General features: G+C 69.4%; 21 protein-coding genes and 2 pseudogenes. 17 read left to right on the forward strand and 6 right to left on the reverse strand.

Annotated elements, in window-relative coordinates:
- Window positions 1-644: 644 nt before the first annotated feature.
- Window positions 645-1,526 carry a hypothetical protein gene (locus tag ABZ656_RS01245; protein ID WP_360263317.1) on the reverse strand — a complete coding sequence of 294 codons (882 nt, stop codon included), beginning with the start codon at window positions 1,524-1,526 and terminating at the stop codon, window positions 645-647.
- A 238-nt stretch (window positions 1,527-1,764) separates the two neighbouring features.
- On the opposite strand from ABZ656_RS01245, the gene ABZ656_RS01250 reads away from it, so the two are divergent.
- Window positions 1,765-4,329, forward strand: coding sequence for a M14 family zinc carboxypeptidase (locus ABZ656_RS01250; protein ID WP_360263320.1), 2,565 nt, complete (start codon window positions 1,765-1,767; stop codon window positions 4,327-4,329).
- An 85-nt stretch (window positions 4,330-4,414) separates the two neighbouring features.
- On the opposite strand, the gene ABZ656_RS01255 is transcribed toward ABZ656_RS01250, so the two are convergent.
- Together ABZ656_RS01255 and ABZ656_RS01260 are read right to left on the reverse strand one after the other, a co-directional pair.
- Window positions 4,415-4,834, reverse strand: a complete 420-nt coding sequence (locus ABZ656_RS01255) for an organic hydroperoxide resistance protein (RefSeq protein ID WP_060899264.1) — start codon at window positions 4,832-4,834, stop codon at window positions 4,415-4,417.
- A 137-nt stretch (window positions 4,835-4,971) separates the two neighbouring features.
- Window positions 4,972-5,991 (reverse strand): NADP-dependent oxidoreductase, encoded by a 1,020-nt coding sequence (locus tag ABZ656_RS01260; protein ID WP_101405359.1) that lies wholly within the window; start codon window positions 5,989-5,991, stop codon window positions 4,972-4,974.
- A gap of 124 nt (window positions 5,992-6,115) precedes the next feature.
- Between ABZ656_RS01260 and ABZ656_RS01265 the strand changes: the two genes are divergently transcribed.
- Entirely contained in the window at window positions 6,116-6,550 is a 435-nt protein-coding gene (locus ABZ656_RS01265; RefSeq protein WP_101405358.1) for a MarR family transcriptional regulator, read from the forward strand.
- A gap of 139 nt (window positions 6,551-6,689) precedes the next feature.
- On the opposite strand, the gene ABZ656_RS01270 is transcribed toward ABZ656_RS01265, so the two are convergent.
- On the reverse strand, window positions 6,690-7,385 hold the full coding sequence (locus ABZ656_RS01270) for a hypothetical protein (RefSeq protein ID WP_101405357.1): 696 nt from the start codon (window positions 7,383-7,385) through the stop codon (window positions 6,690-6,692).
- A gap of 370 nt (window positions 7,386-7,755) precedes the next feature.
- Here ABZ656_RS01270 and ABZ656_RS01275 point away from each other — a divergent pair, with 370 nt between their 5' ends.
- From ABZ656_RS01275 to ABZ656_RS01310, 8 genes are all read left to right on the forward strand, one after another.
- Window positions 7,756-8,913: a mandelate racemase/muconate lactonizing enzyme family protein gene (locus tag ABZ656_RS01275; RefSeq protein ID WP_101405356.1), complete on the forward strand. Its 1,158-nt coding sequence runs from the start codon at window positions 7,756-7,758 to the stop codon at window positions 8,911-8,913.
- Complete coding sequence (locus tag ABZ656_RS01280; RefSeq protein ID WP_101405355.1) at window positions 8,910-9,914, forward strand: alcohol dehydrogenase catalytic domain-containing protein; 1,005 nt, start codon at window positions 8,910-8,912, stop codon at window positions 9,912-9,914. Before ABZ656_RS01275 ends, ABZ656_RS01280 begins: the two co-directional genes overlap by 4 nt.
- Before the next feature lie 230 nt (window positions 9,915-10,144).
- Entirely contained in the window at window positions 10,145-11,113 is a 969-nt protein-coding gene (locus ABZ656_RS01285) for a hypothetical protein (protein ID WP_101405354.1), read from the forward strand.
- A 142-nt stretch (window positions 11,114-11,255) separates the two neighbouring features.
- Window positions 11,256-12,368, forward strand: coding sequence for a multiple monosaccharide ABC transporter substrate-binding protein (chvE, locus tag ABZ656_RS01290; protein ID WP_360263329.1), 1,113 nt, complete (start codon window positions 11,256-11,258; stop codon window positions 12,366-12,368).
- A 32-nt stretch (window positions 12,369-12,400) separates the two neighbouring features.
- Complete coding sequence (gene mmsA / locus ABZ656_RS01295) at window positions 12,401-13,951, forward strand: multiple monosaccharide ABC transporter ATP-binding protein (RefSeq protein ID WP_101408164.1); 1,551 nt, start codon at window positions 12,401-12,403, stop codon at window positions 13,949-13,951.
- The gene (mmsB, locus tag ABZ656_RS01300) at window positions 13,948-15,192 is read left to right on the forward strand and encodes a multiple monosaccharide ABC transporter permease (protein WP_101405352.1); all 1,245 of its coding nucleotides are present in this window, start codon (window positions 13,948-13,950) and stop codon (window positions 15,190-15,192) included. Before mmsA ends, mmsB begins: the two co-directional genes overlap by 4 nt.
- A 58-nt stretch (window positions 15,193-15,250) precedes the next feature.
- Window positions 15,251-16,399, forward strand: coding sequence for an aldose epimerase family protein (locus tag ABZ656_RS01305; RefSeq protein WP_101405351.1), 1,149 nt, complete (start codon window positions 15,251-15,253; stop codon window positions 16,397-16,399).
- Between the two features lie 181 nt (window positions 16,400-16,580).
- A complete protein-coding gene (locus ABZ656_RS01310; RefSeq protein ID WP_360263334.1) occupies window positions 16,581-18,449 on the forward strand; it encodes a histidinol-phosphate transaminase in 1,869 nt (622 codons plus the stop codon).
- A 28-nt stretch (window positions 18,450-18,477) separates the two neighbouring features.
- Here the strand turns inward: ABZ656_RS01310 and ABZ656_RS01315 are convergent, their stop codons facing one another.
- Window positions 18,478-19,383: an NmrA family NAD(P)-binding protein gene (locus ABZ656_RS01315; protein WP_360263337.1), complete on the reverse strand. Its 906-nt coding sequence runs from the start codon at window positions 19,381-19,383 to the stop codon at window positions 18,478-18,480.
- Window positions 19,384-19,532: 149 nt separating this feature from the next.
- Here ABZ656_RS01315 and ABZ656_RS01320 point away from each other — a divergent pair, with 149 nt between their 5' ends.
- The gene (locus tag ABZ656_RS01320) at window positions 19,533-20,801 is read left to right on the forward strand and encodes an extracellular solute-binding protein (RefSeq protein WP_360263340.1); all 1,269 of its coding nucleotides are present in this window, start codon (window positions 19,533-19,535) and stop codon (window positions 20,799-20,801) included.
- Here ABZ656_RS01320 and ABZ656_RS01325 read toward each other — a convergent pair.
- Complete coding sequence (locus ABZ656_RS01325; RefSeq protein WP_101405348.1) at window positions 20,710-21,258, reverse strand: ATP-binding protein; 549 nt, start codon at window positions 21,256-21,258, stop codon at window positions 20,710-20,712. The two genes, ABZ656_RS01320 and ABZ656_RS01325, sit on opposite strands and share 92 nt — an antisense overlap.
- A 128-nt stretch (window positions 21,259-21,386) precedes the next feature.
- Here ABZ656_RS01325 and ABZ656_RS01330 point away from each other — a divergent pair, with 128 nt between their 5' ends.
- The 6 genes and pseudogenes from ABZ656_RS01330 (at window position 21,387) to ABZ656_RS01355 (ending at window position 24,064) form a co-directional block, all read left to right on the forward strand.
- On the forward strand, window positions 21,387-22,226 hold the full coding sequence (locus tag ABZ656_RS01330) for a helix-turn-helix transcriptional regulator (RefSeq protein ID WP_360263344.1): 840 nt from the start codon (window positions 21,387-21,389) through the stop codon (window positions 22,224-22,226).
- Window positions 22,223-22,474: a DUF397 domain-containing protein gene (locus ABZ656_RS01335; RefSeq protein ID WP_360263347.1), complete on the forward strand. Its 252-nt coding sequence runs from the start codon at window positions 22,223-22,225 to the stop codon at window positions 22,472-22,474. The genes ABZ656_RS01330 and ABZ656_RS01335 overlap by 4 nt, the downstream gene beginning before the upstream one ends.
- Before the next feature lie 63 nt (window positions 22,475-22,537).
- Window positions 22,538-22,805: pseudogene (locus ABZ656_RS01340) on the forward strand (helix-turn-helix transcriptional regulator); the annotation flags it as partial.
- Window position 22,806: 1 nt separating this feature from the next.
- Window positions 22,807-22,965: pseudogene (locus ABZ656_RS01345) on the forward strand (protocatechuate dioxygenase); the annotation flags it as partial.
- 118 nt (window positions 22,966-23,083) lie between these two features.
- Complete coding sequence (locus tag ABZ656_RS01350) at window positions 23,084-23,296, forward strand: hypothetical protein (protein WP_129592310.1); 213 nt, start codon at window positions 23,084-23,086, stop codon at window positions 23,294-23,296.
- 27 nt (window positions 23,297-23,323) lie between these two features.
- Entirely contained in the window at window positions 23,324-24,064 is a 741-nt protein-coding gene (locus tag ABZ656_RS01355; RefSeq protein WP_101405345.1) for a DUF2637 domain-containing protein, read from the forward strand.
- Window positions 24,065-24,086 lie beyond the last annotated feature (22 nt).

Here is a 24,086-nt window from a genome sequence, read left to right on the forward strand (position 1 = left end):
TCCCCAATCGCCGGACGGGCTGAGTGACGCGGGCCGGGGTGGGTGGGGGGCGGCCTCCGACCTCGTCCTCGAACGCCGGACAGGCTGGATGGCGCAGGGCGGGGTGGGGTGCGGTGTTCGGCATTGGCCTCGAACGCCGGACACCCCGAGGCTTTTAGGGGCGCGGGGAACTGCGCGACCAGCCCCCACCGGCCCGCAGCCGAAGGAATCCGGACGGCCGGGAATGCGGGACGCAGCCCCGTTTCAGGGGCGCGGGGAACTGCGCTGACGGCCCCCACCGGCCGTCAGGCAAAAAGCTTCGGGCGGACCGGGGACGCGGGGCGCAGCCCCACCCCAGGGGCGCGGGGAACTGCGCGACCAGCCCCCACCGGCCCGCGGCCGAACGAATCCGGACGGCCGGGAATGCGGGGCGCAGCCCCGTTTCAGGGGCGCGGGGAACTGCGCGGACGGCCCCCACCGGCCGTCAGGCAAAAAGCTTCGGGCGGACCGGGGACGCGGGGCGCAGCCCCACCCCAGGGGCACGGGGAACTGCGCGACCAGCCCCCACCGGCCCGCAGCCGAACGAATCCGGACGGGCCGGGGGATACGGGGCGCAGCCCCGCCGGTCCGCGGGGCGATGGCGGAGGCGGAGGCGGAGGCGGAGGCTAGGCCGGAGTCACCGCCACCACAAGCCCCCGCTCCGCCGCGGGCGACACCGCCGCGGACACCCGTACCGCCGCCGCCCGAGCCAGCCGCCCCGTCCGTGACGCCGATGCCAGCAGCAAAGGCTGTAAGTGTTCGAGCCCGGAGACAAGGAACTCCTCGCCGGCGATCAGCACCGGCCGGACCGCGTTCGTCGTGGCCGCCGCCGCCTCCGTGAGGTCGGCGAGCGGCGGCAGCGCGGCCCGCACCACCCCCACCCCCGCCGCGGCCGCCCGCTCGGCCAGCGCCACCTGAAGCGGTAGCAACGGAGCCAGCGCCGAGGTCAACGCGTCTGCGATACGCCGGAGTTCGGGCGACGAGTCGCGCAACACGTCCGCCGCCGCCCGTATCGCCGGCGTCAGAGCGAGCAGCGCCCCCGCCGCCACCCCGGCCACCGCGGGCAGCAACGGCGACCCCGCCTCCATCAAGTCCCCCAACGCGTCCGCCGCCTCCTGCACCGCAGGCTCCACCGCGTCGAGGATCGGCAGCAGACTGTCCCCCAGCGCGGCCAGCAACGCCTGCGCGGGCCGGCTCACGGGATGCACCGCGAGCGGCGCCCCACTCGTCCCGAGCCGCGTCAGCGTGTCCACGATCCGGTAGAACGCCTCCTGCGCCTGCGGAGACGCACTCGCCTCCGCCAGCTCCGCCGTCGTCTCCCGGAGCACACGCAGCGCCTCCGCCCCCGACCCGTCCCGGGGGTCGAGGGTGTTGAGGGCGATTCTGGTGATGTTCCCGGCCGTGTCGAGGAGTTGGCCGGTGATGTCGGTCGTGCTGCGCGCCATGCGCAGCACGTCATCCCTGCTGGGGATGCTGGGGATGCTGGGGAGCGACGGAATCGGGGACATGAGCCCTCCTGGCCACGCACGGCACCTCGCCACCTGGACCCGCCCGCCGGCCTCCTGTGGCGTCCTATGGCCTCAGCATGCCCCCTCCGGACCGTCGGCGATGCCCCATCCGTGGCATCCATGGCGTCCAGGGGAGCCGCCGTGGCACCAACGCCCTCTTGTTGCGGAAGAGTCGAACAGGTACACCTCGCCCTATCGACCCGTACCGATCTCAGGCCCCCCACCGGAGGTACGACGCGTGCGCCTACCGAGACCCGTCCTGATCGCCACTGTCCTCACCGCCGCGACCGGATCGCTTCTCCTCGCCCCGCACAGCGCCACCGCGGACCGCAACCCCCCTGTCCGTGAAGGGGCCGGCCGTGAAGGGGCGGACCAGCCCCCGGCCGCCGCCAAGGCCCCGGCGAACGCCGCCCGCAACGCCCTCACCAGCCCCGTCACCGACCTGTCCGACTCCGGCCTCGCCTCCCCCCGCCGTGGCTATCCGCGCGAGCAGGTCCTCTCCCCCGACCCGGAGAACCCGGCGGACAAGTCCATCAAGCTGGGCCTCACCCCGTACCACGCCATCGCCCCGAAGCTGAACGCCCTGCAAAGGCTCGGCGACCGTGTCAGCGTGGAGGTGGCGGGCCGCTCGGCCGGCGGTCACCGGCTGTACCTGGTCACCGTCACCGCGCCGGAGTCCGCCCGCCAGTCCCTCGCCCAGGAGCGGATGCGCGAGCTGATCGAGAACGCGCCGCAGGCCGCGGCGAAGGACCCGGCCGTCAAGGCGACGTACAAGACGCCGGTCTTCTTCGACAACAACATCCACGGCAACGAGTGGGAGGGCACCGACGCCGCCCTCGAGCTCATCGAGCGGCTCGCGAGCGCGAAGGACGCGCGGACGACCGACCTCCTCGCCCACAACCGTCTCTACTTCAACATCACGGCGAACCCGGACGGCCGGATCGCGGGCACCCGCGCCAACGCCAACGGCTTCGATCTGAACCGGGACTTCATCACCGCCTCGCAGCCCGAGGCGCGCGCGATCCGCCAGATCGCCATCGACAAGCAGCCGGCCGTGATGCTCGACCTGCACGGGTACGTCAACGGCACCCTGATCGAGCCGACGACCCCGCCGCACGGCGAGAACTACGAGTACGACCTCTTCCTCAAGAACACCTACGCCAACGCCCTCGGCATGGAGGCCGCCGTCAACGGCCTCGGCTACACCCCCGCGAAGGACGGTGTCGAGCCCGCCCAGATCCCCTTCCGCGACCAGCAGGAGGGCTGGGACGACTGGCCGCCGATCTTCACGCCCCAGTACCAGGCGTTCCACGGCGCGGTCGCCGCGCACACCGTGGAGATCCCGCTGGCGGTGAACAACTCGGAGTACGACACCCTGCCCGTGGCAGAACTCCGGCGCCGGTCCGCCATCAACGTGGACGTGGCCGGCGCGGCCATGCGCGCGACCCTGGCCTACGCCCAGAGCCACCGCGCCTCGATCATCGCCGACCAGATCGAGGTCTTCCGGCGCGGCACGACGGGCGCGGCCCAGGTACCGGTCTCGGCGGAAACGGTGCCGGGGGTGCCGGGCATCGGTCCCGAGGACGTCTACACGACCGACTTCCCGCGCGCCTACGTGATCCCGGCGGGCGGCGCCCAGCGTTCGGCGACGGCCGCCGCCCGCCTCGTCGACCACCTCCTGGCCGACGACGTCCGCGTCACGCGCGCGACCCGCGACTTCCGGCTGGCCGGACGGTCGTACGCGAAGGGCTCGTACGTCGTCGACCTGCACCAGCCCAAACGCGGTCTGGCCAATGTCATGCTGGCCGACGGGCGGGACATCAGTGACAAGGTGTCGGTGATGTACGACATCTCGGGCTGGAGTCTGGGGCGGTTGTGGGGTGCGACGGTCGTGCCCGTACGGAGCGGGGGGCTGTCGGCCGTGGCCGCCCGCCGGGTCGAAGCCGCCGCGCGGGTCGGGTACGTCGCCCCGCGCGGCGATCTGCGGCTGCGTCTCGACACCCCGCAGGAGATCGGCGCCCTCAACTCCCTTCTTGGACAGGGGGTTTCGGTACGGCAGCTCGCGGACGGCAGTGTCGTCGTGCCGGGGGCGGCGCGGGCGCGGGCCGCCGCTCTCGCCCGTACGTACGACGTGGCCTTCGATGCGACGAAGGCGGCCGGGGACGGGCGGGGAACTCCCCTGCACCGCGTCCGCGTCGCCGCGGCCGTCACCCCGGGTGAGCTCTTCGCGCTGCGGGAGATGAACTTCGACGTCGTGCCGGTGTCGACGGCCGTCCTGAACGCGGGCTTCGACTGGTCCGCGGTGGACGTGCTGTTCGTGTCGTCGGGGCTCGACCACGCAGGTTTGAACGCGGGCGCGCGGGCGGAGCTGGACACCTTCCTCCACACCCACGGTCTCGTCGGCCGCGGGACCGTCGGAGCCGCGCTCAACTCGGCGGCCGGGCTGCTGGCGGTGCGGCCGGTGGAGGGCAACGGTGACGCCAACGGTGTGGTGCGGGTGGTGAATTCGGGCGGACCGCTCACCGCGAACGCGCCCGACCACGGCTTCGTCTACGCGCCCGTCTGGTTCACCGATCTCGGTCCCGGGGTGCGTGTGGAGCAGGCATACGCGCCGGGCGATCCGCTCGTCGCCGGGCACTGGCGCCCGCTGGCGGACGGGACGGGAGGGCCTACGGCCGCCGGCGGCCAGGCCGCTGTCGTCAGCGGTCCGCATGCCGTGCTCTTCGGTACGGAGCCGCTCTTCCGCGACCATCCGAAGGGGGAGTTCCCGCAGGTGGGAAGGGCACTGCTGACCGTCTCGTAGGACACTGCCGGCCGTCTCCCACGACAGGGCGGAGGCCGCACCCCACGTCCTGGGGTGCGGCCTCCGCCCTGTACAACGAGCGCCGTCAGACGAGCGTCACGGTGATGTTGCCGCGGGTCGCCTTCGAGTAGGGGCAGACCTGGTGGGCCTTTTCGAGGAGGTCCCGCGCGGTGGCCCCGTCGACGTTCGGGATCGTCGCGGAGATCTCCACGATGATGCCGAACCCGTCCTCGTTCTTGCCGATGCCGACTTTGGCGGTGACAGTCGAGCCGGAGACGTCGGCGTTCTCCTGGCGGGCGACGACGCCGAGGGCGCCCTGGAAGCAGGCGCTGTACCCGGCGGCGAAGAGTTGCTCCGGATTGGTCCCGGCGCCGCTGCCGCCCATCTCCTTGGGCGGGTTCACGACGACGTCGAGCCTGCCGTCGTCGGTGGCGACCCGGCCGTCGCGACCGTTCTCGGCGGTGGCGACGGCGGTGTAGAGGACATCGGTCTGCTGGATGGACATACGGTGCGTTCCTCCCTGGTCCGCCGCGACTCGCGCCCACGATCGCGACGGCTTCGGAAAGAAGTTACCGCATGCCGGAAGTCCAGCGACAGCCTCTCCAGAGAGCCGGAGGGTCGGAGGGTCAGAGGACCGGAGGGTCAGAGCTTGACGATCATCTTGCCGACGTTGTCGCCGCGCAGGACGCCGAAGAACGCCTCCAGGTTGTTCTCGATGCCCTCGAGGACCGTCTCGCTGTACTTGAGCTCGCCGGAGCGGACCCAGGCGCCGACCTCCTGCACGAACTGCGCCTGGAGGTCGTAGTGGTCGCCGACCAGGAAGCCCTGGATGCGGCCGCGGGTCTGGATGAGGCGGGCGAGGTTCTTCGGGCCGGGGACGGGCTCGGTGCTGTTGTAGACCGAGATCATGCCACAGACGGCGATGCGGCCGTCCCGGTTGAGGGAGCCGATGGCCGCCTCCAGGTGGTCGCCGCCCACGTTGTCGAAGTAGACGTCGACGCCGTCGGGGGCGGCGGCGCGCAGCTGCTCGCCGACCGGCCCGTTCTTGTAGTTGAAGGCGGCGTCGAACCCGTACTCCTCGACGAGCAGTTTGACCTTCTCGTCGGAGCCGGCGGAGCCGATGACGCGCGAGGCGCCCTTGAGCCTGGCGATCTGCCCGACCTGGCTGCCGACGGCGCCGGCCGCACCCGACACGAAGACGGAGTCACCCTCCTTGAAGGCGGCGGTGCGCAGGAGGCCCGCGTAGGCGGTGAGTCCGGTCATGCCGAGGACACCGAGGTACGTCGACAGCGGCGCGGCCTGCGGGTCCACCTTGACGGCCTGCTTGGCGTCCACGACGGCGTACTCGCGCCAGCCGAAGAAGTGCAGGAGGTGGTCGCCGACCTCGATGCCCTCGGCGTTGGAGGCGATGACCTCACCGACCGCGCCGCCCTGCATGACCTTGCCCAGCTCGAAGGGGGCGACGTAGGACTTGGCGGCGCTCATGCGGCCGCGCATGTACGGGTCGACGGACACGTACGCGTTCCGTACGAGGACCTGGCCCTCCCCCGGCTGCGGGACCTCGGCCTCGACCAGGGCGAAGTCCTCGGGCTTCGGCCAGCCGACCGGGCGGCTGACCAGGTGCCATTCGCGGTTGACGGCGGGGAGCTGGGTCTCGGTCATGAGGGGATGCCTTTCCTACGTGCATGCACGGGTACGTGCGGCTACGGCTCTAATACTTCAGTACCTGAAACAACCATGCTCCTCAATATTTCATGATGTCAAGTAACGGAGTAGCCTGGAGCCCATGGCCACGCAAAGAACCACCCGTATCGACCCGCTGACCCTCGAGGTCGTGGACCTCATCGGCACGGTCGTGGCCCGCTATCACGAGGAGTACGAGGAGGCTGCCGCCGAGCATGCGCTCACCGGGGCGCAGGCGCGACTTCTGAGCCTGCTCTCCCTGGAGCCGCTGCCGATGCGGCGGCTCGCCCAGAAGCTGAAGTGCGAGCCGTCGAACGTGACCGGGATCGTGGACCGGCTGGAGGCGCGGGGCCTGGCCGAGCGGCGCCCCGACCCGTCCGACCGCCGTGTGAAGCTGGCCGCGGCGACGGAGGAGGGCCGGCGTGTCGCACGCTCCCTCCGCGACGCGCTCGACTTCGCCCGCGAGCCCCTGGCGGGCCTCTCCACCGAGGAGCGCCTGTCCCTCCGGGACCTCCTGCAGAGAATGCTCACGCCGTAGTTCTCGGGTGCGGCCGAGCGGGGGCCGGCCGCGCAGTTCCCCGCGCCCCTGAGACGGGGCTTCGCCCCGAGCTTTCAGGGGCGCGGGGAACTGCGCGAGCAACCCCCACGCAGCCGCAGCCGACAAACCCACGGACCCCCTACGTGCACCACCACAGGAAACGGTTGCACTGTGAAGGTGAAGGCGATGGCGACGGCGCGGCCGAGGTCGGCGCGGCCGTCGGCTTGGGGGACGACTTCGGTGGAGTGGAGGACACGGGGCCGGACGTCGCGGACGGCACCACACCCGTACCCGCCGTGGCCGACTGCTCCTGCGAGTCCTTCTTCTTGTCGTCCTTGGACTTGTCATCCTTGGCGGACTTGGAAGCGGAGGGCGACGCCGACGCGTCCGGAGAGGCCGTCGCAGCCGACGTACCACCGGACGAACCCCCCGCGCCGGTGACCGGCCGCGCCGTCCCGGCGCCCGAGGTCGCCGACCCGTCCGGCGACTCACCCCCGGCCGCGGCCGGCTTCGGCAACAGCCCCGGCCCGTCCATGCCGAGCTCCGCGAGACTCAGCCCACCCGCCGCCAGCACGAACCCCGCGGCGACGAGCAGCACCCGACGCCGCCGACGACGGTGCGCCGCGGCCTTCCGGTCCCGCCGGCTCGCACCGCCGGGCCCCTCCGAGTCCCGGCCCCGGCCTCGCCCACGATCCCGCCGCCGGGCAGCGGCCCGCCCGGACCGCTCCCCCTCGCCGTCCTCGTCCTCGTCGCCGTGATCCTCGTCGTCGTTGTCGCCCTCGTACAACGAGTCGGCGCCGGCGTCGACCGCCCCAGCGCCCGTTCCGGCACGCATGCCGGTCTCCTCCGCATGTGTGCGGAGCTGTTCGGCGGAGGTGCCGCACCCCGGGCAAGCAAGGGCGCCATTGAGGTGCCGTCGGCACGGGTCGCAGTAGTCCATGACGCCGGAAGACTAAGTTCCTCAAAGGTAACGTTCATAGTCACAGCTGTGAAAGTTATGTAGGGAACCGCCTGTTCCGGCGCGCCCCGCACCCCGTTCGCACCATCGCGCGCGCGACGAGCCGAGGCATACCGGCAAAATCCGCCGCCGACCGTTCCGTTCGACCCATTGACACCTCCGGGGCCACGTCCTTACTGTCACGCCAGCATTTCGAACGTGTGACGAAATTTCGAACAGAGCCGCAAGAGCACAGGGGGCAACTGCCGTGCGCATCACGGGAATCAGCACACACGTGGTCGGGACGCCCTGGCGCAACCTGACATACGTCCAGGTGCACACCGACGAGGGCCTGACCGGAGTCGGCGAGACCCGCATGCTGGGCCACACCGACGCACTGATCGGCTATCTGCGAGAGGCGGAGGCCAATCACATTCTCGGCTCCGACCCGTTCGCTGTCGAGGACCTCGTCCGACGGATGAAGTACGGCGACTACGGGCGCGCCGGCGAGATCGTGATGTCCGGCATCGCGGTCATCGAGATGGCCTGCTGGGACATCAAGGGCAAGGCCCTCGGCGTCCCCGTGTGGCAGCTGCTCGGCGGCAAGGTCACCGACAAGGTCAAGGCCTACGCCAATGGGTGGTACACGACCGAGCGAACTCCGGAGGCCTACCACAAGGCCGCCCAGGAGGTCGTGGCACGCGGGTACAAGGCACTGAAGATCGACCCCTTCGGGACCGGGCACTTCGAGCTCGACCACGAGGCGACGCTCTACTCCGTCTCGCTGATCGAGGCCGTGCGCGACGCGATCGGGCCCGAGGCCGAGTTGATGCTGGAGATGCACGGCCGGTTCTCCCCTTCCACCGCCGTCCGGCTCGCCCGCGAGCTCGCGCCCTTCAAGCCCGCGTGGCTGGAGGAGCCGGTCCCGCCGGAGAACCTGAAGGCCCTGGAGAAGGTCGCCGCCAAGGTGGACATCCCGGTCGCGACCGGTGAGCGCATCCACGACCGCATCGAGTTCCGCGAGCTCTTCGAGAGCCAGGCCGTGGACATCATCCAGCCCGACGTCGGCCACATCGGCGGCATCTGGGAGACGCGGAAGCTGGCCGCCACCGCCGAGGCGCACTACGTCCTCGTCGCGCCGCACAACGTCGGTGGCCCGGTCCTCACCGCCGCCTCCCTCCAAGTCGGCTTCACGTCCCCCAACTTCAAGATCCTCGAACACTTCAACGACTTCGCGGACGCGGAGATCAAGAAGGTCGTGAAGGGCGCCCCGCAGGTCGTCGACGGCTACTTCGAGCTGTCTCACGAGCCCGGTCTCGGAGTCGAGCTGGACGTCGACGCGGCGGCCGAGTTCCCGCAGCAGCAGGCCCGCTTCGACCTCTGGGCCGACGGCTGGGAACAGCGCAAGCCCAAGGGGACCGCGTGAGCACCGCGGTCGTCGTCGAGGCGCCGGGCGAGCACCGGCTGGTCGACCACGAGCCGGTGCGGCCGGGCGCCGGTGAGGCCCTGGTGCGGGTCCACGCCGTGGGTATTTGCGGCAGCGACCGTGAGGTCTACCAGGGCAACCGCCCTGACGGGTACGTCCGCTATCCGCTCACGCCCGGCCACGAGTGGTCGGGGACCGTCGAGGCGGTCGGGGCCGGGGTGCCGGAGTCGATCGTCGGACGCAAGGTCGTCGGCGAGGGCTTCCGCAACTGCCAGGTCTGCGACCGCTGCCACACGGGCGAGACAACGTTGTGCACGGCGGGGTACGAGGAGACCGGGTTCACCCAGCCGGGCGCGATGGCGACCACGCTGACGCTCCCGGCCCGGCTGCTGCACGTGCTGCCGGACGACGCCGACCTGACGGCGGCGGCCCTCCTGGAGCCCGCCGCCTGCATCGCGGCCGCCGCGCTGAAGGCGAACGCCCGGCCCGGTGAGCGGGTCGCCGTGGTCGGGACCGGCACGCTCGGGATGTTCGCGATCCAGTTCCTGAAGGCGAACTCTCCGGCGGAGCTGCTCGTGGTCGGGACCCGGCCGGACCGGGCGGCGCTGTCGAAGGACTTCGGCGCCACCGACTTCCGTACGAAGGACCAGGAACTCCCCGACGACTTCGACGTCGTCATCGAGACCGCCGGGTCCGCGTCCGCCGCGCGCACCGCCGCCTCCCTGCTGAGGCGGGGCGGACGCCTGGTCCTCACGGGGATCCCGGCGCCGGGTGCGGAGGGGCTGGACCCCACCGATCTCGTCGTACGGCAGCTGGAGGTGCACACCGTGTTCGGGGCGCCGCCGGCGGCCTGGGCGCACACCGTGCGGGTCTTCGGCGCGGGGCTGCTCAGCCCGTTGCCGCTGGTCACGCACGAGCTGCCGCTCGCCGAGTTCCCGCAGGCCATCGAGCTGGTGGGGTCCGGCGACCCCAAGGTCGGAAAGGTCCTGCTGAAGCCGTAGTCCCCCCAAGCCGTACGCCGGTACGGAGTTACCTGACGGCTCCGTACCGGCGTACCACCCAGGCTCCGCGTACCCAAGAACGCGAACCTCGTTCGAAATACCGAACAGACTGGTACGCGCACCACACCAGTACACGCACCACAGCACCACATCTGTACGCGCACCACACGCACCACATCTGTACGCGCACCACATCTGTACGCGCCACCCTCGATCACGAAGGACAGCCAGTGACCGACGCCGCCCCTACGGCAGCCCGTCGACCCGGTGAGCAGGCGCTCGCCGCGCTCGGCCTGGGCGCGCCCGCCCTCTCTCCCGCCGACGCCTCGCCGCACACCTTCCCGGGGGGCGGCCGCTGGCGCACCGAGGTTCCCTCCGTGGAGGGGCCCGAGGCCCTGGCCGTGGTCCTCAAGGAGTCCTCGCGGCTCGACGTACCGATCCACCGGATCAGCCAGGGCAGCGGTGTCTGGATGCTGACCGACGCCGAGATCACCGAGATGGTCGAGGCCACCGGTGAACGGGACATCGAGCTCTGCCTGTTCACCGGGCCGCGCGGCACCTGGGACATCGGCGGTTCGGTACGCTCGGACTCGCGCGGCGGCGGCCTGCGGGCCCGTGGCCACGACGCGGTGGCCGGCTGCGTCGAAGACGCCGTCCGGGCGACGGAGTTGGGCGTCAAGTGCCTCCTCGTCGCCGACGAGGGCGTGCTGTGGACCCTGCACCGGGCGCGCGAGGCGGGGATCATCCCGGCCGACACGACCCTCAAGCTCTCGGCACTGGTGGGCCCGGTCAACCCGGCCTCGTACGCGGTGTACGAGAACCTCGGCGCGGACTCCATCAACGTACCGAGCGATCTGACGCTCGATCATCTCACCGAGATACGGCGAGTTTCGGCCGCTCCGATGGACATGTACATCGAGGCTCCCGACGATCTCGGCGGCTATGTGCGGATGTACGAGGTCGCCGAGCTGATCCGGCGCGGCGCGCCGATCTACCTCAAGTTCGGCCTGTCCAAAGCCCCCGGAATCTACCCGTACGGGCACCACTTGCGGGACCTGACCCTGAACACCGCCAAGGAACGGGTGCGACGCGGCCGGCTCGCCCTGGACCTGCTCGCGCGGCACGGAGCGGACGGCGACATGGCGCCGCTCGGCTCCCGGCTGCCCGGAACTCTCACGCGCTTCAACACCACCTCATAACGTTCGCACAAACCCCCTTCACACAAGCCGACACAGCCGCGCACAATCCCACACACCTCTACTCGGTCTTTCCCTCGCAACGCTCTCGGAGCATCCCCGTAACGCGAGACCGAGCCGGTCCAAGACATCAAGGATGATGATCATGCGTAACCGCAGAGCTGCCCTCACCGCCATAGCCGGCGCAGCCTCCCTCGCCCTCACGCTGACCGCCTGCGGCCAGAACAGCGACGGCGGCAGCAAGAGCTCCTCGGGGAGCACCAAGGGCGCCACGATCGGCATCTCGATGCCGACCAAGTCCTCCGAGCGCTGGATCGGCGACGGAAACAACGTGGTCAAGGACCTCGAGTCGAAGGGCTACAAGACCAAGCTGGCCTTCGGTGAGGACGACCCCGACACGCAGGTCTCGCAGATCGAGAACATGATCACGCAGGGTGTGAAGGCCCTGATCATCGCGGCCATCGACAACAAGTCGATGAACAACGTGCTCCAGCAGGCCGCCGACGCCAAGATCCCGGTGATCTCCTACGACCGACTGATCCTCGGCACCAAGAACGTCGACTACTACGCGTCGTTCGACAACGAGAAGGTCGGCGAGCTCCAGGGCAACTACATCCTGCAGAAGCTCGGTCTCGCGGACGGCTCCAAGAAGGGCCCGTTCAACATCGAGCTCTTCGCCGGCTCGAACGACGACAACAACACGAAGTACTTCTTCGGCGGCGCGATGAAGGTCCTGCAGCCGTACATCGACAAGAAGCAGCTCGTCGTCAAGTCCGGCCAGACCGCGCTGAACCAGGTCACCACCCTGCGCTGGGACGGCGGCACCGCCCAGAAGCGCATGGACGACATCCTGACCTCGTCGTACAAGAGCGCCCGGGTCGACGCGGTGCTCTCGCCCTACGACGGCATCTCCATCGGCATCCTCTCCTCGCTGAAGTCGGACGACTACGGCTCCAAGAGCAAGCCGCTGCCGGTCGTCACCGGCCAGGACGCCGAGCTGGCCTCGGTGAAGTCGATCATCGCGGGCGAGCAGACGCAGACCGTCTACAAGGACACCCGCAAGCTGGCGACGGTGGCCTCGGGCATGGTCGACGCGGCCCTCAAGGGCAAGAAGCCCGAGCTGAACGACACCAAGACGTACGACAACGGCACCAAGGTCGTCCCCGCCTACCTGCTCCAGCCGGTCAGCGTCGACAAGACCAACTACGAGAAGGAACTGGTCGGCACCGGCTACTACAAGGACAGCGACCTCAAGTAACCGCCACCTCCTAGTGATTGGAAGGCACGACCATGGCGGGACCCGTCCTGGAAATGCGCTCGATCGTCAAGACCTTTCCCGGCGTCAAGGCGCTGTCGGACGTCACTCTGACCGTCCAACAGGGCGAGGTCCATGCCATCTGCGGGGAGAACGGCGCCGGCAAGTCGACCTTGATGAAGGTCCTCTCCGGCGTTCACCCGCACGGGAGTTACGAGGGGGACATCCTCTTCGAGGGGGAGGTCTGCTCCTTCAAGGACATCAGGGCCAGTGAGCACCACGGCATCGTGATCATCCACCAGGAACTGGCCCTGGTTCCCTACCTCTCCATCGCGGAGAACATCTTCCTCGGCAACGAGCACGCCACCCGCGGGCTCATCAGCTGGACCGAGACGCTGCGGCACGCCTCCGAGCTGCTGCGGCGGGTCGGGCTCGACGAGAACCCGCAGACCCGCGTCGCCGACATCGGCGTGGGCAAGCAGCAGCTCGTGGAGATCGCGAAGGCGCTGTCGAAGCAGGTGAAGCTGCTCATCCTGGATGAGCCGACGGCCGCCCTGAACGACGAGGACAGCGGCAAACTCCTGGATCTCATCCTGGAGTTGAAGAACCAGGGCATCACCTCGATCATCATTTCCCACAAGCTGAACGAGATCGCGCGGGTAGCGGACTCGGTGACCATCCTGCGTGACGGCCGGACCATCGAGACCCTCGACGTGAAGGCCCCGGAGACCACCGAGGACCGGATCATCAGCGGCATGGTGGGCCGCGACCTCGAACACCGCTTCCCGGAGCGGACACCGCACCACCCGGAGGAGGGCGCCGCGCCCGCCCTGGAGGTCCGCGACTGGACCGTGTTCCACCCGATCGACCAGCAGCGCAAGGTCGTCGACGGCGTGTCGATCTCCGTGCGGCGTGGGGAGATCGTCGGTATCGCGGGGCTCATGGGCGCCGGACGCACCGAACTGGCGATGAACGTCTTCGGACGCACCTACGGCCGGTACGCGGGCGGCACGGTACTCCGGGACGGCAAGGAGATCCGTACGAAGACCGTGTCCGAAGCGGTCGGACACGGCATCGCGTACGTCACCGAGGACCGCAAGCACTACGGCCTCAACCTCATCGACACGATCAACCGCAACATCACGCTCAGTGCCCTGGGCAAGGTGGCGAAGCGCGGGATCGTCGACGAGCACGAGGAGCGGCAGGTCTCCGAGGGCTACCGCAAGTCCATGAACATCAAGGCGCCGACCGTCTTCGAGCCGGTGGGCAAGCTGTCGGGCGGCAACCAGCAGAAGGTCGTCCTCAGCAAGTGGATCTTCGCGGGCCCCGAGGTGCTGATCCTCGACGAGCCGACCCGCGGGATCGACGTGGGCGCCAAGTTCGAGATCTACACGGTCATCGACAAGCTGGCGGCCGAGGGCAAGGCGGTCGTCTTCATCTCCTCCGAGCTCCCGGAGCTGCTCGGAATGTGCGACCGCATCTACACGATGGCCGCAGGACGGCTGACGGGTGAGTTCTCGCGGGCGGAGGCCTCGCAGGAAACGCTGATGCGCCAGATGACGAAGGACAAAGAGGTAACCCGATGAGCACGGATGTGACCGCCAAGACGCCGGCCCCGGCGCCGCCCGGCAAGAGCGGCTCGGCCACGGGCGAGAGCCTGCTTCAGCTGATGCTGGACGGCATGCGCCGCAACATGCGGCAGTACGGCATGCTGTTCGCCCTCGGTCTGATCGTGGTGCTGTTCGCCGTGTGGACCGACGGCGACCTGCTGCTGCCGCGCAACGTCTCCAACCTGGTGCTGCAGAACAGCTACATCCTGATCCTCGCGATCGGCATGATGCTCGTCATCATCGCGGGCCACATCGACCTGTCGGTCGGCTCGTTGACGGCGTTCGTGGGCGCGGTGGGAGCCGTGCTGATGGTCAACCACGACATCTCCTGGCCCATCGCCCTGGTGCTGTGTCTGGCCATGGGCGCCGCCGCGGGCGCCGCGCAGGGGTTCCTCATCGCGTATCTCGGCATACCGTCGTTCATCGTGACCCTGGCGGGCATGCTGACCTTCCGCGGTCTGACCGAGATCTTCCTCAAGGGCCAGACGATCGGCCCGTTCCCCGAGGGCCTGCAGAAGGTCGCCAACAGCTTCCTGCCCGAGGTCGGTCCCAACACGAACTACCACAACCTGACCCTGCTCCTGGGCATCGGGCTGATCGCGTTCGTGGTGGTCAAGGAGGTCCGCGACCGCGGGCGTCAGCAGGAGTTCTCGCTCGACGTCCTGCCGCGGAACCTCTTCCTCCTCAAGCTCGTCGCGCTGATCGCCGCCGTCGCCACCGTCACCATGCTGCTCGCCAGCTACAAGGGCGCCCCGGTGGTCCTGCTGATCCTCGGCGTCCTGGTCGCCGGCTTCGGCTACCTGATGCGCAACGCGGTCATCGGCCGGCACATCTACGCGATCGGCGGCAACCTCCCGGCTGCCAAGCTGTCGGGTGTGAAGGACAAGAAGGTCACCTTCCTGGTCTTCCTGAACATGGGCATGCTCGCGGCCCTGGCGGGTCTGGTCTTCGCCGCCCGCTTCAACGCGGCCTCGCCCAAGGCCGGTCTGAACTTCGAACTGGAGGCGATCGCGGCCTCGTTCATCGGCGGCGCGTCGATGAGCGGCGGCGTGGGCACGGTCCTCGGCGCGATCATCGGTGGTCTCGTCCTGGGCGTGCTGAACAACGGTATGAACCTCGTCGGCATCGGCTCCGACTGGCAGCAGGTCATCAAGGGACTGGTACTGCTGGCCGCGGTCGGCTTCGACGTGTGGAACAAGCGCAAGGTCGGTTCGTAAGTCTCGTCAAGGCCCCCACCACGGTGGGGGCCTTCCTCTTCCACTGCAGGAGCCGCACATGGAAACGAGCAGACGTACGGTCATCGCCGCGGCCGCGGCCGCGGGACTCGCCGCCGGCACGGTCGGCACCGCCCACGCCAGCACAGGAGGCAGGAAGCCGGTGAAGGAGCTCTTCGGCAAGCTCGCCGACGGCACCAAGGTCTACCGCTGGTCGCTGGAGAACGGCGGCACGCGCCTGAAGGTCATCTCCTACGGCGGCATCGTCCAGTCCCTGGAGATCCCCGACCGGCACGGCCGCTACGCCAACGTCTCCCTCGGATACGACAACCTCGCCTCGTACGTCGCCGGGACGACGTTCTTCGGGGCGACGATCGGCCGCTACGGCAACCGCATCGCCAAGGGACAGTTCACCCTGGACGGCAAGGCCTACCAGCTCTCCGTCAACGACGGCGTGAACAGCCTGCACGGCGGCGCCAAGGGCTTCAACACCAAGGTGTGGGACATCGAGGGCTTCACCTCGGGCTCCGACGTCGGCCTGCACCTCCACTACACCAGCGTCGACGGCGAGATGGGCTACCCGGGCACGCTGAAGGTGAAGGTGACGTACACCCTCACCAGGCACGGCGACTGGCGCATCGACTACCGGGCCACCACCGACAAGGCCACGGTCGTCAACCTCACGAACCACACGTACTACAACCTCGCCGGCGAGGGCAGCGGCGGCATCTACGACCACGAGCTGCACCTGGCCGCGGGCCGTTACACACCCACCGACTCGGGACTGATCCCCACCGGTGAGCTGGCCAAGGTCGCGGGCACCCCCTTCGACTTCCGCAAGGCCAAGCCGATCGGCCGCGACATCCGCGTCGGCCACCCCCAGCTGGTCACCGCCAAGGGCTTCGACCACAACTGGGTCCTCGACAAGGGCGTCACCGCCAGGCCCGAGCACATCGCGACCCTGCGCGACCCGAAGTCCGGCCGCACCCTGAAGATCGCGACGGACCAGCCGGGCGTGCAGTTCTACTCGGGCAACTTCCTGGACGGCACCCTGGTCGGCCCCTCCGGACACACCTACCGGCAGGGCGACGGCATGTGCCTGGAGACCCAGCACTTCCCGGACTCGCCGAACCACCCGTCGTTCCCCTCGACGGTGCTGCGACCTGGGCAGACGTACCGCACGACGACGGTCCACTCGTTCAGCGCGTGACATCCGTCTGACGTCCGCGTGACATCGGGGCCTCGGTGGGTGACGCCACCGGGGCCCTTTCGGTTGCCTGGAAAAGTCAACCCTTACTCGATCCCCACGAGTTGAACGGCGCCCCCTCCGCCTCCGTATGAGAGGGCGGCCCGTGCTCCCCCGCACGGGCCACCCAGAGACCGGAGGTTCCATGGCCGACAACGTCGCCTCGCTGTTCCGCGGTACTGCGGCGCACAGCCCCTCGATGGCTGCGCTGGCCCGCGAGAGCGATGGAGTCGGCCCGATCGACTTCTGCATCCCGTGCAACCCGTACTTCCCCACCCCCGGCATGTTCGACGAACTGGCCGGGCGGTTGCGCGAGATCATCACGTACTACCCGAGCAGCGCCGACACGATCACGGCCGAGCTGTGCGCGCTGCTCCAACTTCCGCCGAGCTGTGTCGCGATGGGCAACGGTTCCACGGAACTGATCACCTGGATCGACCACCTGCTCGTGCGCGAGTCCCTCGCCATCCCCGTCCCCACCTTCGGCCGCTGGACCGACCAGCCCATGGAGACCGGCAAGCGGGTCGACATGTTCCCGCTCATGGAGTCCAACGGCTTCGCTCTGGACCCGGCCCAGTACATCGAGTTCATCCGCGCCCGCGGCACCCGTGTCGCCGTCATCTGCAACCCGAACAACCCCGACGGCGGCTTCCTCAGCCGCCGCGCGGTCGTCAACTTCATGGACCAGCTCCAGGACCTGGACCTGATCGTCATCGACGAGTCGTTCCTGGAGTTCGCCGACGCCGAGAACGACCCGAGTGTCGTGGAAGAGGCCGTCCTGCGGCCCAACGTCATCGTCCTGCGCAGCCTCGGCAAGAACTTCGGCCTGCACGGCATCCGCTTCGGCTACCTCGTGGCCAACCCCGCGCTCGCGGGCAAGGTCCGCTCCATGCTGCCCAAGTGGAACCTCAACTCCTTCGCGGAGACCGTGGTGTTCATGCTCAAGGAGCACGGCGCCGAGTACATGGAGAGCCTGCACCTGGTGCGCCGCGACCGCCTCGACATGGCCCGCCAGCTCTCGGCGCTCCCCGGCCTGACGGTCTACCCCTCGCAGGGCAACTTCCTCTTCGTACGGCTTCCCGTGGGCGCCGAAGGCACCGTCGTCCGCGACCGGCTGCTGACCGAGCACCGGATCCTCGTCCGTGAGTGCGGCAACAAGATCGGCTCGTCCAGTCGCTTCCTGAGACTCGTGGTGCGCCCCCAGACGGACGTGCGTCGCCTGGTGTCCGGCATGGAACAGGTGCTCTACGGGTCCAGGAGGGGAGCCGCCGTACCCGAGCTGGGCACAGGGACCAGCTACTGCTCGGGTACGGCGGCGGTGGACCGTCTGATCAGCGAGACGAACGGGGTCGGCATGCCGCTGGCCGCGCAGGCCGCCGCGATGCCGAGCCTGCCGCCCGCCCAGACCTGGCCGGGCCCGGCCCCGGCGCAGGCCCCCACCGGGATGCCGGGCCTGGTCCCCGCCCCGGCTCCGGCCGCCGCGATGATGCCGCCGCAGCAACAGCCCGCGGCACGAATGCCCGCGCCTGCACCGCCGCAGCAGCAGCCCATGCCCGCGGTCGCCCAGATGCCCAACGTGGCCCAGATGCCCAACGTCGCGCAGATGCCCGGGGTGGCCCAGATGCAGCCCGCCCCTCAGATGCAACCGGCCGCCCAGATGACGCCGCAGGCGCCGCCGATGTCCGCGGTCGCTCAGATGGCCCAGATGGCCCAGACTGCACAGGCACAGGCACAGGCACAACGACAGCAGGCGCCGATCCCCGCCGTCGCCCAGGCCCCGTCACCGGCGGCCCAGGCGCAGGCACGGTCGATGCAGCCGCCGCCGCAGGCACCGGCGATGCCCGCCATGGCCCCCGCCCCTGCCGCCGGGCTGGGCCAGACCGGCATGCCGGGCCTGCGCAACCGGGGCCTGACCGCAGCCCAGGTACGGGGCCGCACCGAGCCGGAACCGACGCCCGCACCCCAGCCCACGGGCTGGCCGGCCGCGGGCGCGATGTACAACCAGGTCGGCTAGAACCTGTCCGCCGGCGTGTGCGCGGGGATCAGTCCAGGTAGAGGTGTCTGCGCGCGGCCACGAACGCCTCGATCGTCCGGGCAGGCACGCCCGTGACGCGTTCGACGTCGTCGGATGCGCGGTCGTAGCGGTTCTCCCGGTGCAGTCGGGCCATGGTGGCGATGTGCTGTTCGGTGTGCGGCGGCAGGCCCGCCTTGGCGAGCACCTCACTCCGCCACCGGTCCAGCGGCACGTCGACATAGGACACCGGCCGCCCCAGCGCCCGTGAGAACTCCTCGGCCATCTCGGTCATGTCGACCGTGCGCGGCCCGGTCAGCTCGTAGACGTGCCCGACGTGCGGGGCCGGGTCTCGGAGCACGGTGGCGACGACCCGGGCGACGTCGTCCACGGCGATCGGCGAGGTGCGTCCGGTGCCGAACGGCAGCACGATCGTGCCGTTGTCACGGATCGATCGCGCCGCCAGCGTGGTGAACAGCGGATTGTCCAGGAAGGCCGTCGGCCGGACGTGCACCACCGGCAGGCCCGACCAGTCGAACACCTGCTCCGACAGCCAGTGCAGCCGCTGCTGGTCCGACTCCCCGGTGCTGGTGGCGGTCATCTGCGACACCGTCATCTGGGACATGTCGACCAGGCCGTCCAGCTCTCCGTGCTCGCGCGCCACGCTGGCCACCACGGTCGCCGCCAGCAGTTGATCGGGCGATACCGGCATCGCGAAGTACATCCGCCGGACACCCTCCAGCGCGGCGGCGACGGTCTCGGGCCGGGTCAGGTCTCCGATGACGACCTCCGCGCCGAGCACACGCAACTCGGCCGCACGCCCGTCGTCGCGGCGGACCATCACACGTGCGCGCACGTCCTGCGCGCGCAGCTGGTCGAGGACCGTGCGGCCCACGTCACCGGCGTTGGAGATGAGAACAAGATTGCTGGCAACCAACGGTCGATCTCCTTGTGAGTCGTTGACGGCGCCCATGAGATCACCTGTCCCGTCACACCACCGGAACCAAAACGCAACGGCGGCGGCCCTGTGGCCACCGCCTCTCCCGGCCTACGATCAACGCTCTTCGTCCAGGAGGGGTGGGAGCCGTGCGTCGCAGAGCCCGGATCATGATGACGATGACGGCCGCGCTGGGCCTCACGGTGGGCGTGAGCGGCTGCGGCAAGGACTCCGCGTCGGAGGCGAAGACCACGACCCTCACCGTCGTCGCGACGAACTACGGCGACAGCGTCCACAAGAACTCCATCGGCTTCTGGGACCGCGTCGGCCTCGCCTTCCAGGCCGCCCATCCCGACATCCGGGTGGACACGAAGGTCTACCCGGCCGACGAGGTCGACGCGAAGGTCGCCGTACTCGTCAAGCAGGGCAGGGCGCCGGACGTCGTGCAGACCGACAGCTACGCCGAGTACGCGGCCAAGGGCATGCTCTACCGGGCGGACGAGCTGCTGTCGATCTCCGCCCAGGGCAGCTTCGTACCGAGCCTCGCGGAGGCCGGGCAGGTGCGCCGCGTCCAGTACGGCCTGCCGTTCACGGCGAGCACCCGCCTCCTGTACTACAACAAGGACCTCTTCTCCCGGGCGGGCCTGAAGCCCCCCACCACCTGGGACCAACTCATCGTGGACGCACGCGCGTTGAAGGCCATGGGCGTGACGTACCCGATCGCGTTGCCCCTCGGCCCGGAGGAGGCGGAGGCCGAGACGCTGACCTGGCTGCTGGCCGGAGGCGGCGGCTACACCGACAACAGCGGCAGCTACGCCCTCACCTCCAAGGAGAACGTCTCCACGCTGAAGTGGCTGCGCTCCTCCCTCGTCGCCGAGGGCCTCACGGGCCCGACCCTCCCCGGCAAGCTCAACCGCGGCGCCGCCCTCCAGGCCTTCATGGACGGCAAGGCTGCCATGGTCAACGCCCCGCTCTCCCTGATGCGCCAGATCGAGGACTCGACCCTCAGCGTCCCCTACGGCACCGTCGCGCTCCCGAGCCGCACCGGCCGGACCGTGCCGACCATGGGCACGGCCGACTGGACGATCGCCTTCCGCTCGGCCGGCCACCGCGAGGACACGGGCAAGTTCCTCGACTTCCTCTACGGCGACAAGTACGTCACCCAGCAGGCCGCCGAGTACCAGCTCCTGCCCGTGACCACCGCGGCGAGCGCCGCCATGCGCGAGGACAAGCAGTACAGCAAGCTCTGGAACGGCCTGGACACACTGGGCAACATGGAGCTCTACCCCCTCTCCGAGACCAACTGGTCCCAGGTGGCGGCGTCGATCAGGGCACAGATCGGCAAGTCGGTGGCCCCGGGCGGGGATCCGCAGGCGGTGCTGTCGTCGATCGGGAAGGCGACACGCTCGACGTCCTGACCAGGGACAGCCACCCCGGCAGGTCGACCTCGGCGCGGACGGTCTTGCCGGGCGGCTCCCGGTCCAGCACCTCCCACCGTTCGGCGAGCGCCTCGACGAGTACGAGGCCCCGACCGCCTTCGTCGAGGGGGCGGGCGGCCGGTACGTCACCGGGTCCCGGCGGACGCGGCCCACTGCGCGTGTCGGTGACCTCGACGCGGACGCTGCCCGTGACGAGCGACAGCCGCAGTTCGAAGTCCCGCCCCGGTACGCGCCCGTGCGTGACCGCGTTGGCGGCCAGCTCGGCGACGATCACGGCGACGGCGTCGGAGGCGTCCGTGCCGTGCGGGATGCCCCAGGCGTGCAGCTGGTGCAGGGCGAGGTGACGTGCGAGGCGGGCACCGCGCGGGGTGGCGCTGAGGCGCTGCGTGAACACACGTACGGTAACCGGGTGTTGGGGGGTGGATGGTGCGGTCATGGGCCCAATCTGGCGGTGATCGCGGGAACTCCACCAGGTCGGCGCCACGTACGCTGCGCGAGCGTACACGGTGACGGACTGGACAGTACCGGTCACTGGGCGTGACCATGGGGTGCGGGAGGTGACCCATGGTGGTCGATGGTGCGGTGGGGACGGGTGGAGAGCCCGGGTCGTCGGACAGCCTGCGGACGTTCGGGGCGGTCGTACAGGCCTTGCGTGAGCATGCGGGGCTGAGCCGGGAGGAGTTCGGGGAACGGGTGCGGTTCTCCAAACACACGGTGGCGTCGGTGGAGCTGGGGCGGAGGATGCCGGATCCGACGTTCGTGGAGCGGGCGGAGGAGGTGTTGGGCAACACCGGGGCGTTACGGAAGGCGGCGGGGCATCTGGCGAGGCAGCCGGGGTTGGCGGCGTGGTTCAGGCAGTGGGCGAGGCTGGAGACGACGGCGATCACTCTCTATACCTATGAGTGCCGGTTGATTCCGGGGTTGTTGCAGACGGAGGCGTATGCGCGGACGTTGTTCACGAACCAGCTGCCTCCGATGGACGACGAGCAGGTTGAGGCGCAGTGGGTGGCGCGAGCCGAGCGGCAACGACTGCTGCGGGAGCGGCCGAACACGGCGTTCAGCTTCATCCTGGAGGAGGGGCTGATCCTGCGACGCATGGGCGGGATGGAGGTCACGCGGGGACTAATCGATCACGTGCTGGAGATCGCCGAGCTGCGAAACGTCGAGATCCAGGTCATGCCGCAGGTGCGGGAGACGCATGCCGGGCTCGACGGCCCCATGCGGCTGCTGGAGACCCCCGACAACCGTTGGTTCGCCTACTGCGAAGGGCAAGAGAGCGGCCAGCTCATCGCTGATCCAAAAGTCGTCAGCATGCTCCAGATGCGGTATGCCAGGATGCGTTCACAGGCTCTCACCCTTGAAGACTCCGTGAGCCTGTTGCAGCGGAGGCGAGGAGCGTTATGAGCACCAGCGAACTGGCGTGGTTCAAGTCGAGCTACAGCAGCAGCGGTTCCGGCGACTGCGTCGAAGTCGCCCTCTCCTGGCACAAGTCGAGCTACAGCGGCGGCTCCGGTGACGACTGCGTCGAGGTCGCCACCTGCCCCTCCACCATCCACGTCCGCGACTCCAAGAACACGGACGGCCCCCACCTCACCCTCTCCCCCACCACCTGGGCCGACTTCCTCAACTACGCCTCCACCAGGCGCAACTGACCGGTACAACGTGTCACGGAGAGGGGCAGGCTACCCACGCCCGACCCGCCCATACTCGAGTCCATGAACAGCAAGGACCAGCTCGGTCGATTCCTCCGTACGCGTCGCGCGCAGCTGCGGCCGCCGACGTCGGGCTCTCGACGTTCGGGGAGCGCCGACGCGTGCCCGGACCGCGGCGCGACGAGCTGGCCCAGCCGGCGGGGGTGAGTCAGTCCTACTACACGCGGCTGGAGCAGGGACTGTCCCTCAACGCCTCCGCGGAGGTACTGGACGCGATCGCCCGGGCGCTCCGCCTGGACGAGACCAAACACCGCACCTGCACGACCTCGCCCCCGTACTCCACGAACACGGTCACCCGCACCACCCTCGCCCAGGACTCGATCTACGACGACGGAGGCGCCGCGTCCGGCCTCCTCACCCTGACGGCCCTGGGCAGCACGGCCGCGTCGGGCTACACGGGCACGCTGACGGTCGGCGTCGAAACGAGCTGACGTCCGCCCCCACGGCTCCCCCCAACGGGCCCCGCCGGAAACCCGGCGGGGCCCTCTCCGCGATAACACCACGATCATCTCTATTGATCTATGGATCTATGGACACACATTCCCCTGAATGACCGAATGCCTTACGCCCTATGGTGCTCGTTATTCAGCCGTGACGACAAAAGATATGCACGCAAACGACTGGCTCGATACCGCCGACGGGAGGGCACGACTGGAGCACTGCGCGGACCTGCTCGAGGAGTTCCTCAAGGCCATGACCCATATGGAAAGCGAATACCTGCGGGCCACGTGGGACGGACACACCGCAGATGGATCCCGCTGAGCCAGGGCGCGAAGGAGCTGCAGACAGATGGACTGGACTCAGGACGATCCCACCCTCCGCGACATTCAGTTCGATCCGCGAGCCACCGCCTATGATCCGCTGAACCCACCGTTCACCGGTGCCGATCCGCTCGGGACGCAACACTTCTGGCACGTCCCCGAGCCCGCGATCGAGCCGGACGCGTGGGATCCGGACGAAGAGCTGGCGCAGATGCTGTACACGACGTCGAGCGTGACGCCCGCCGCTCCGGCCCCGCCGCACAGCCACGCCCAGCCGCGCCGCCCGGTCAACCGGCGCAGGCCCCGCCCGGGATTCCACGCCATTGCCGCTAAACACAGGATCATCACGGTTGTTTTCCTGGTCGTAATGATCATTGTATCCGCAGTGATGATGCTGGGATGGTCCGTCTCTTATTCATACAACCAACTGCGTGGTATTTCACTACTGGTCGTTTCCGCGAAGTTGGCGCGATGGTGGCCGCTGATGGTGTACGGACCGTGGCTCGTGGCAGGTCTGTCCATTCTTCGGGCGTCCGTTCAGCACCGGAGCGCCAGACGGTCCTGGTCCGTGATGCTGATCGCCTCCGCCACGGCGGTCGCCCTCTGCGTCGGCCAGTCCCCGCGCTCCCTGCTGGCGATGGTCGTCGTCGGAATCCCACCCATCACCGCCCTGATCTGCTTCCGGGAACTCGTCGGCCAGATCTCGCCCCACCACGGACCCCGGCACGCCTGCCAGACCCTGAGGCGGCCCAAGCAGCCAAGACGGTGATCGTCACGGCCGTCCCCGCCGG

Source organism: Streptomyces sp. NPDC007095 (assembly GCF_040634475.1).
Lineage (GTDB): Bacteria > Actinomycetota > Actinomycetes > Streptomycetales > Streptomycetaceae > Streptomyces.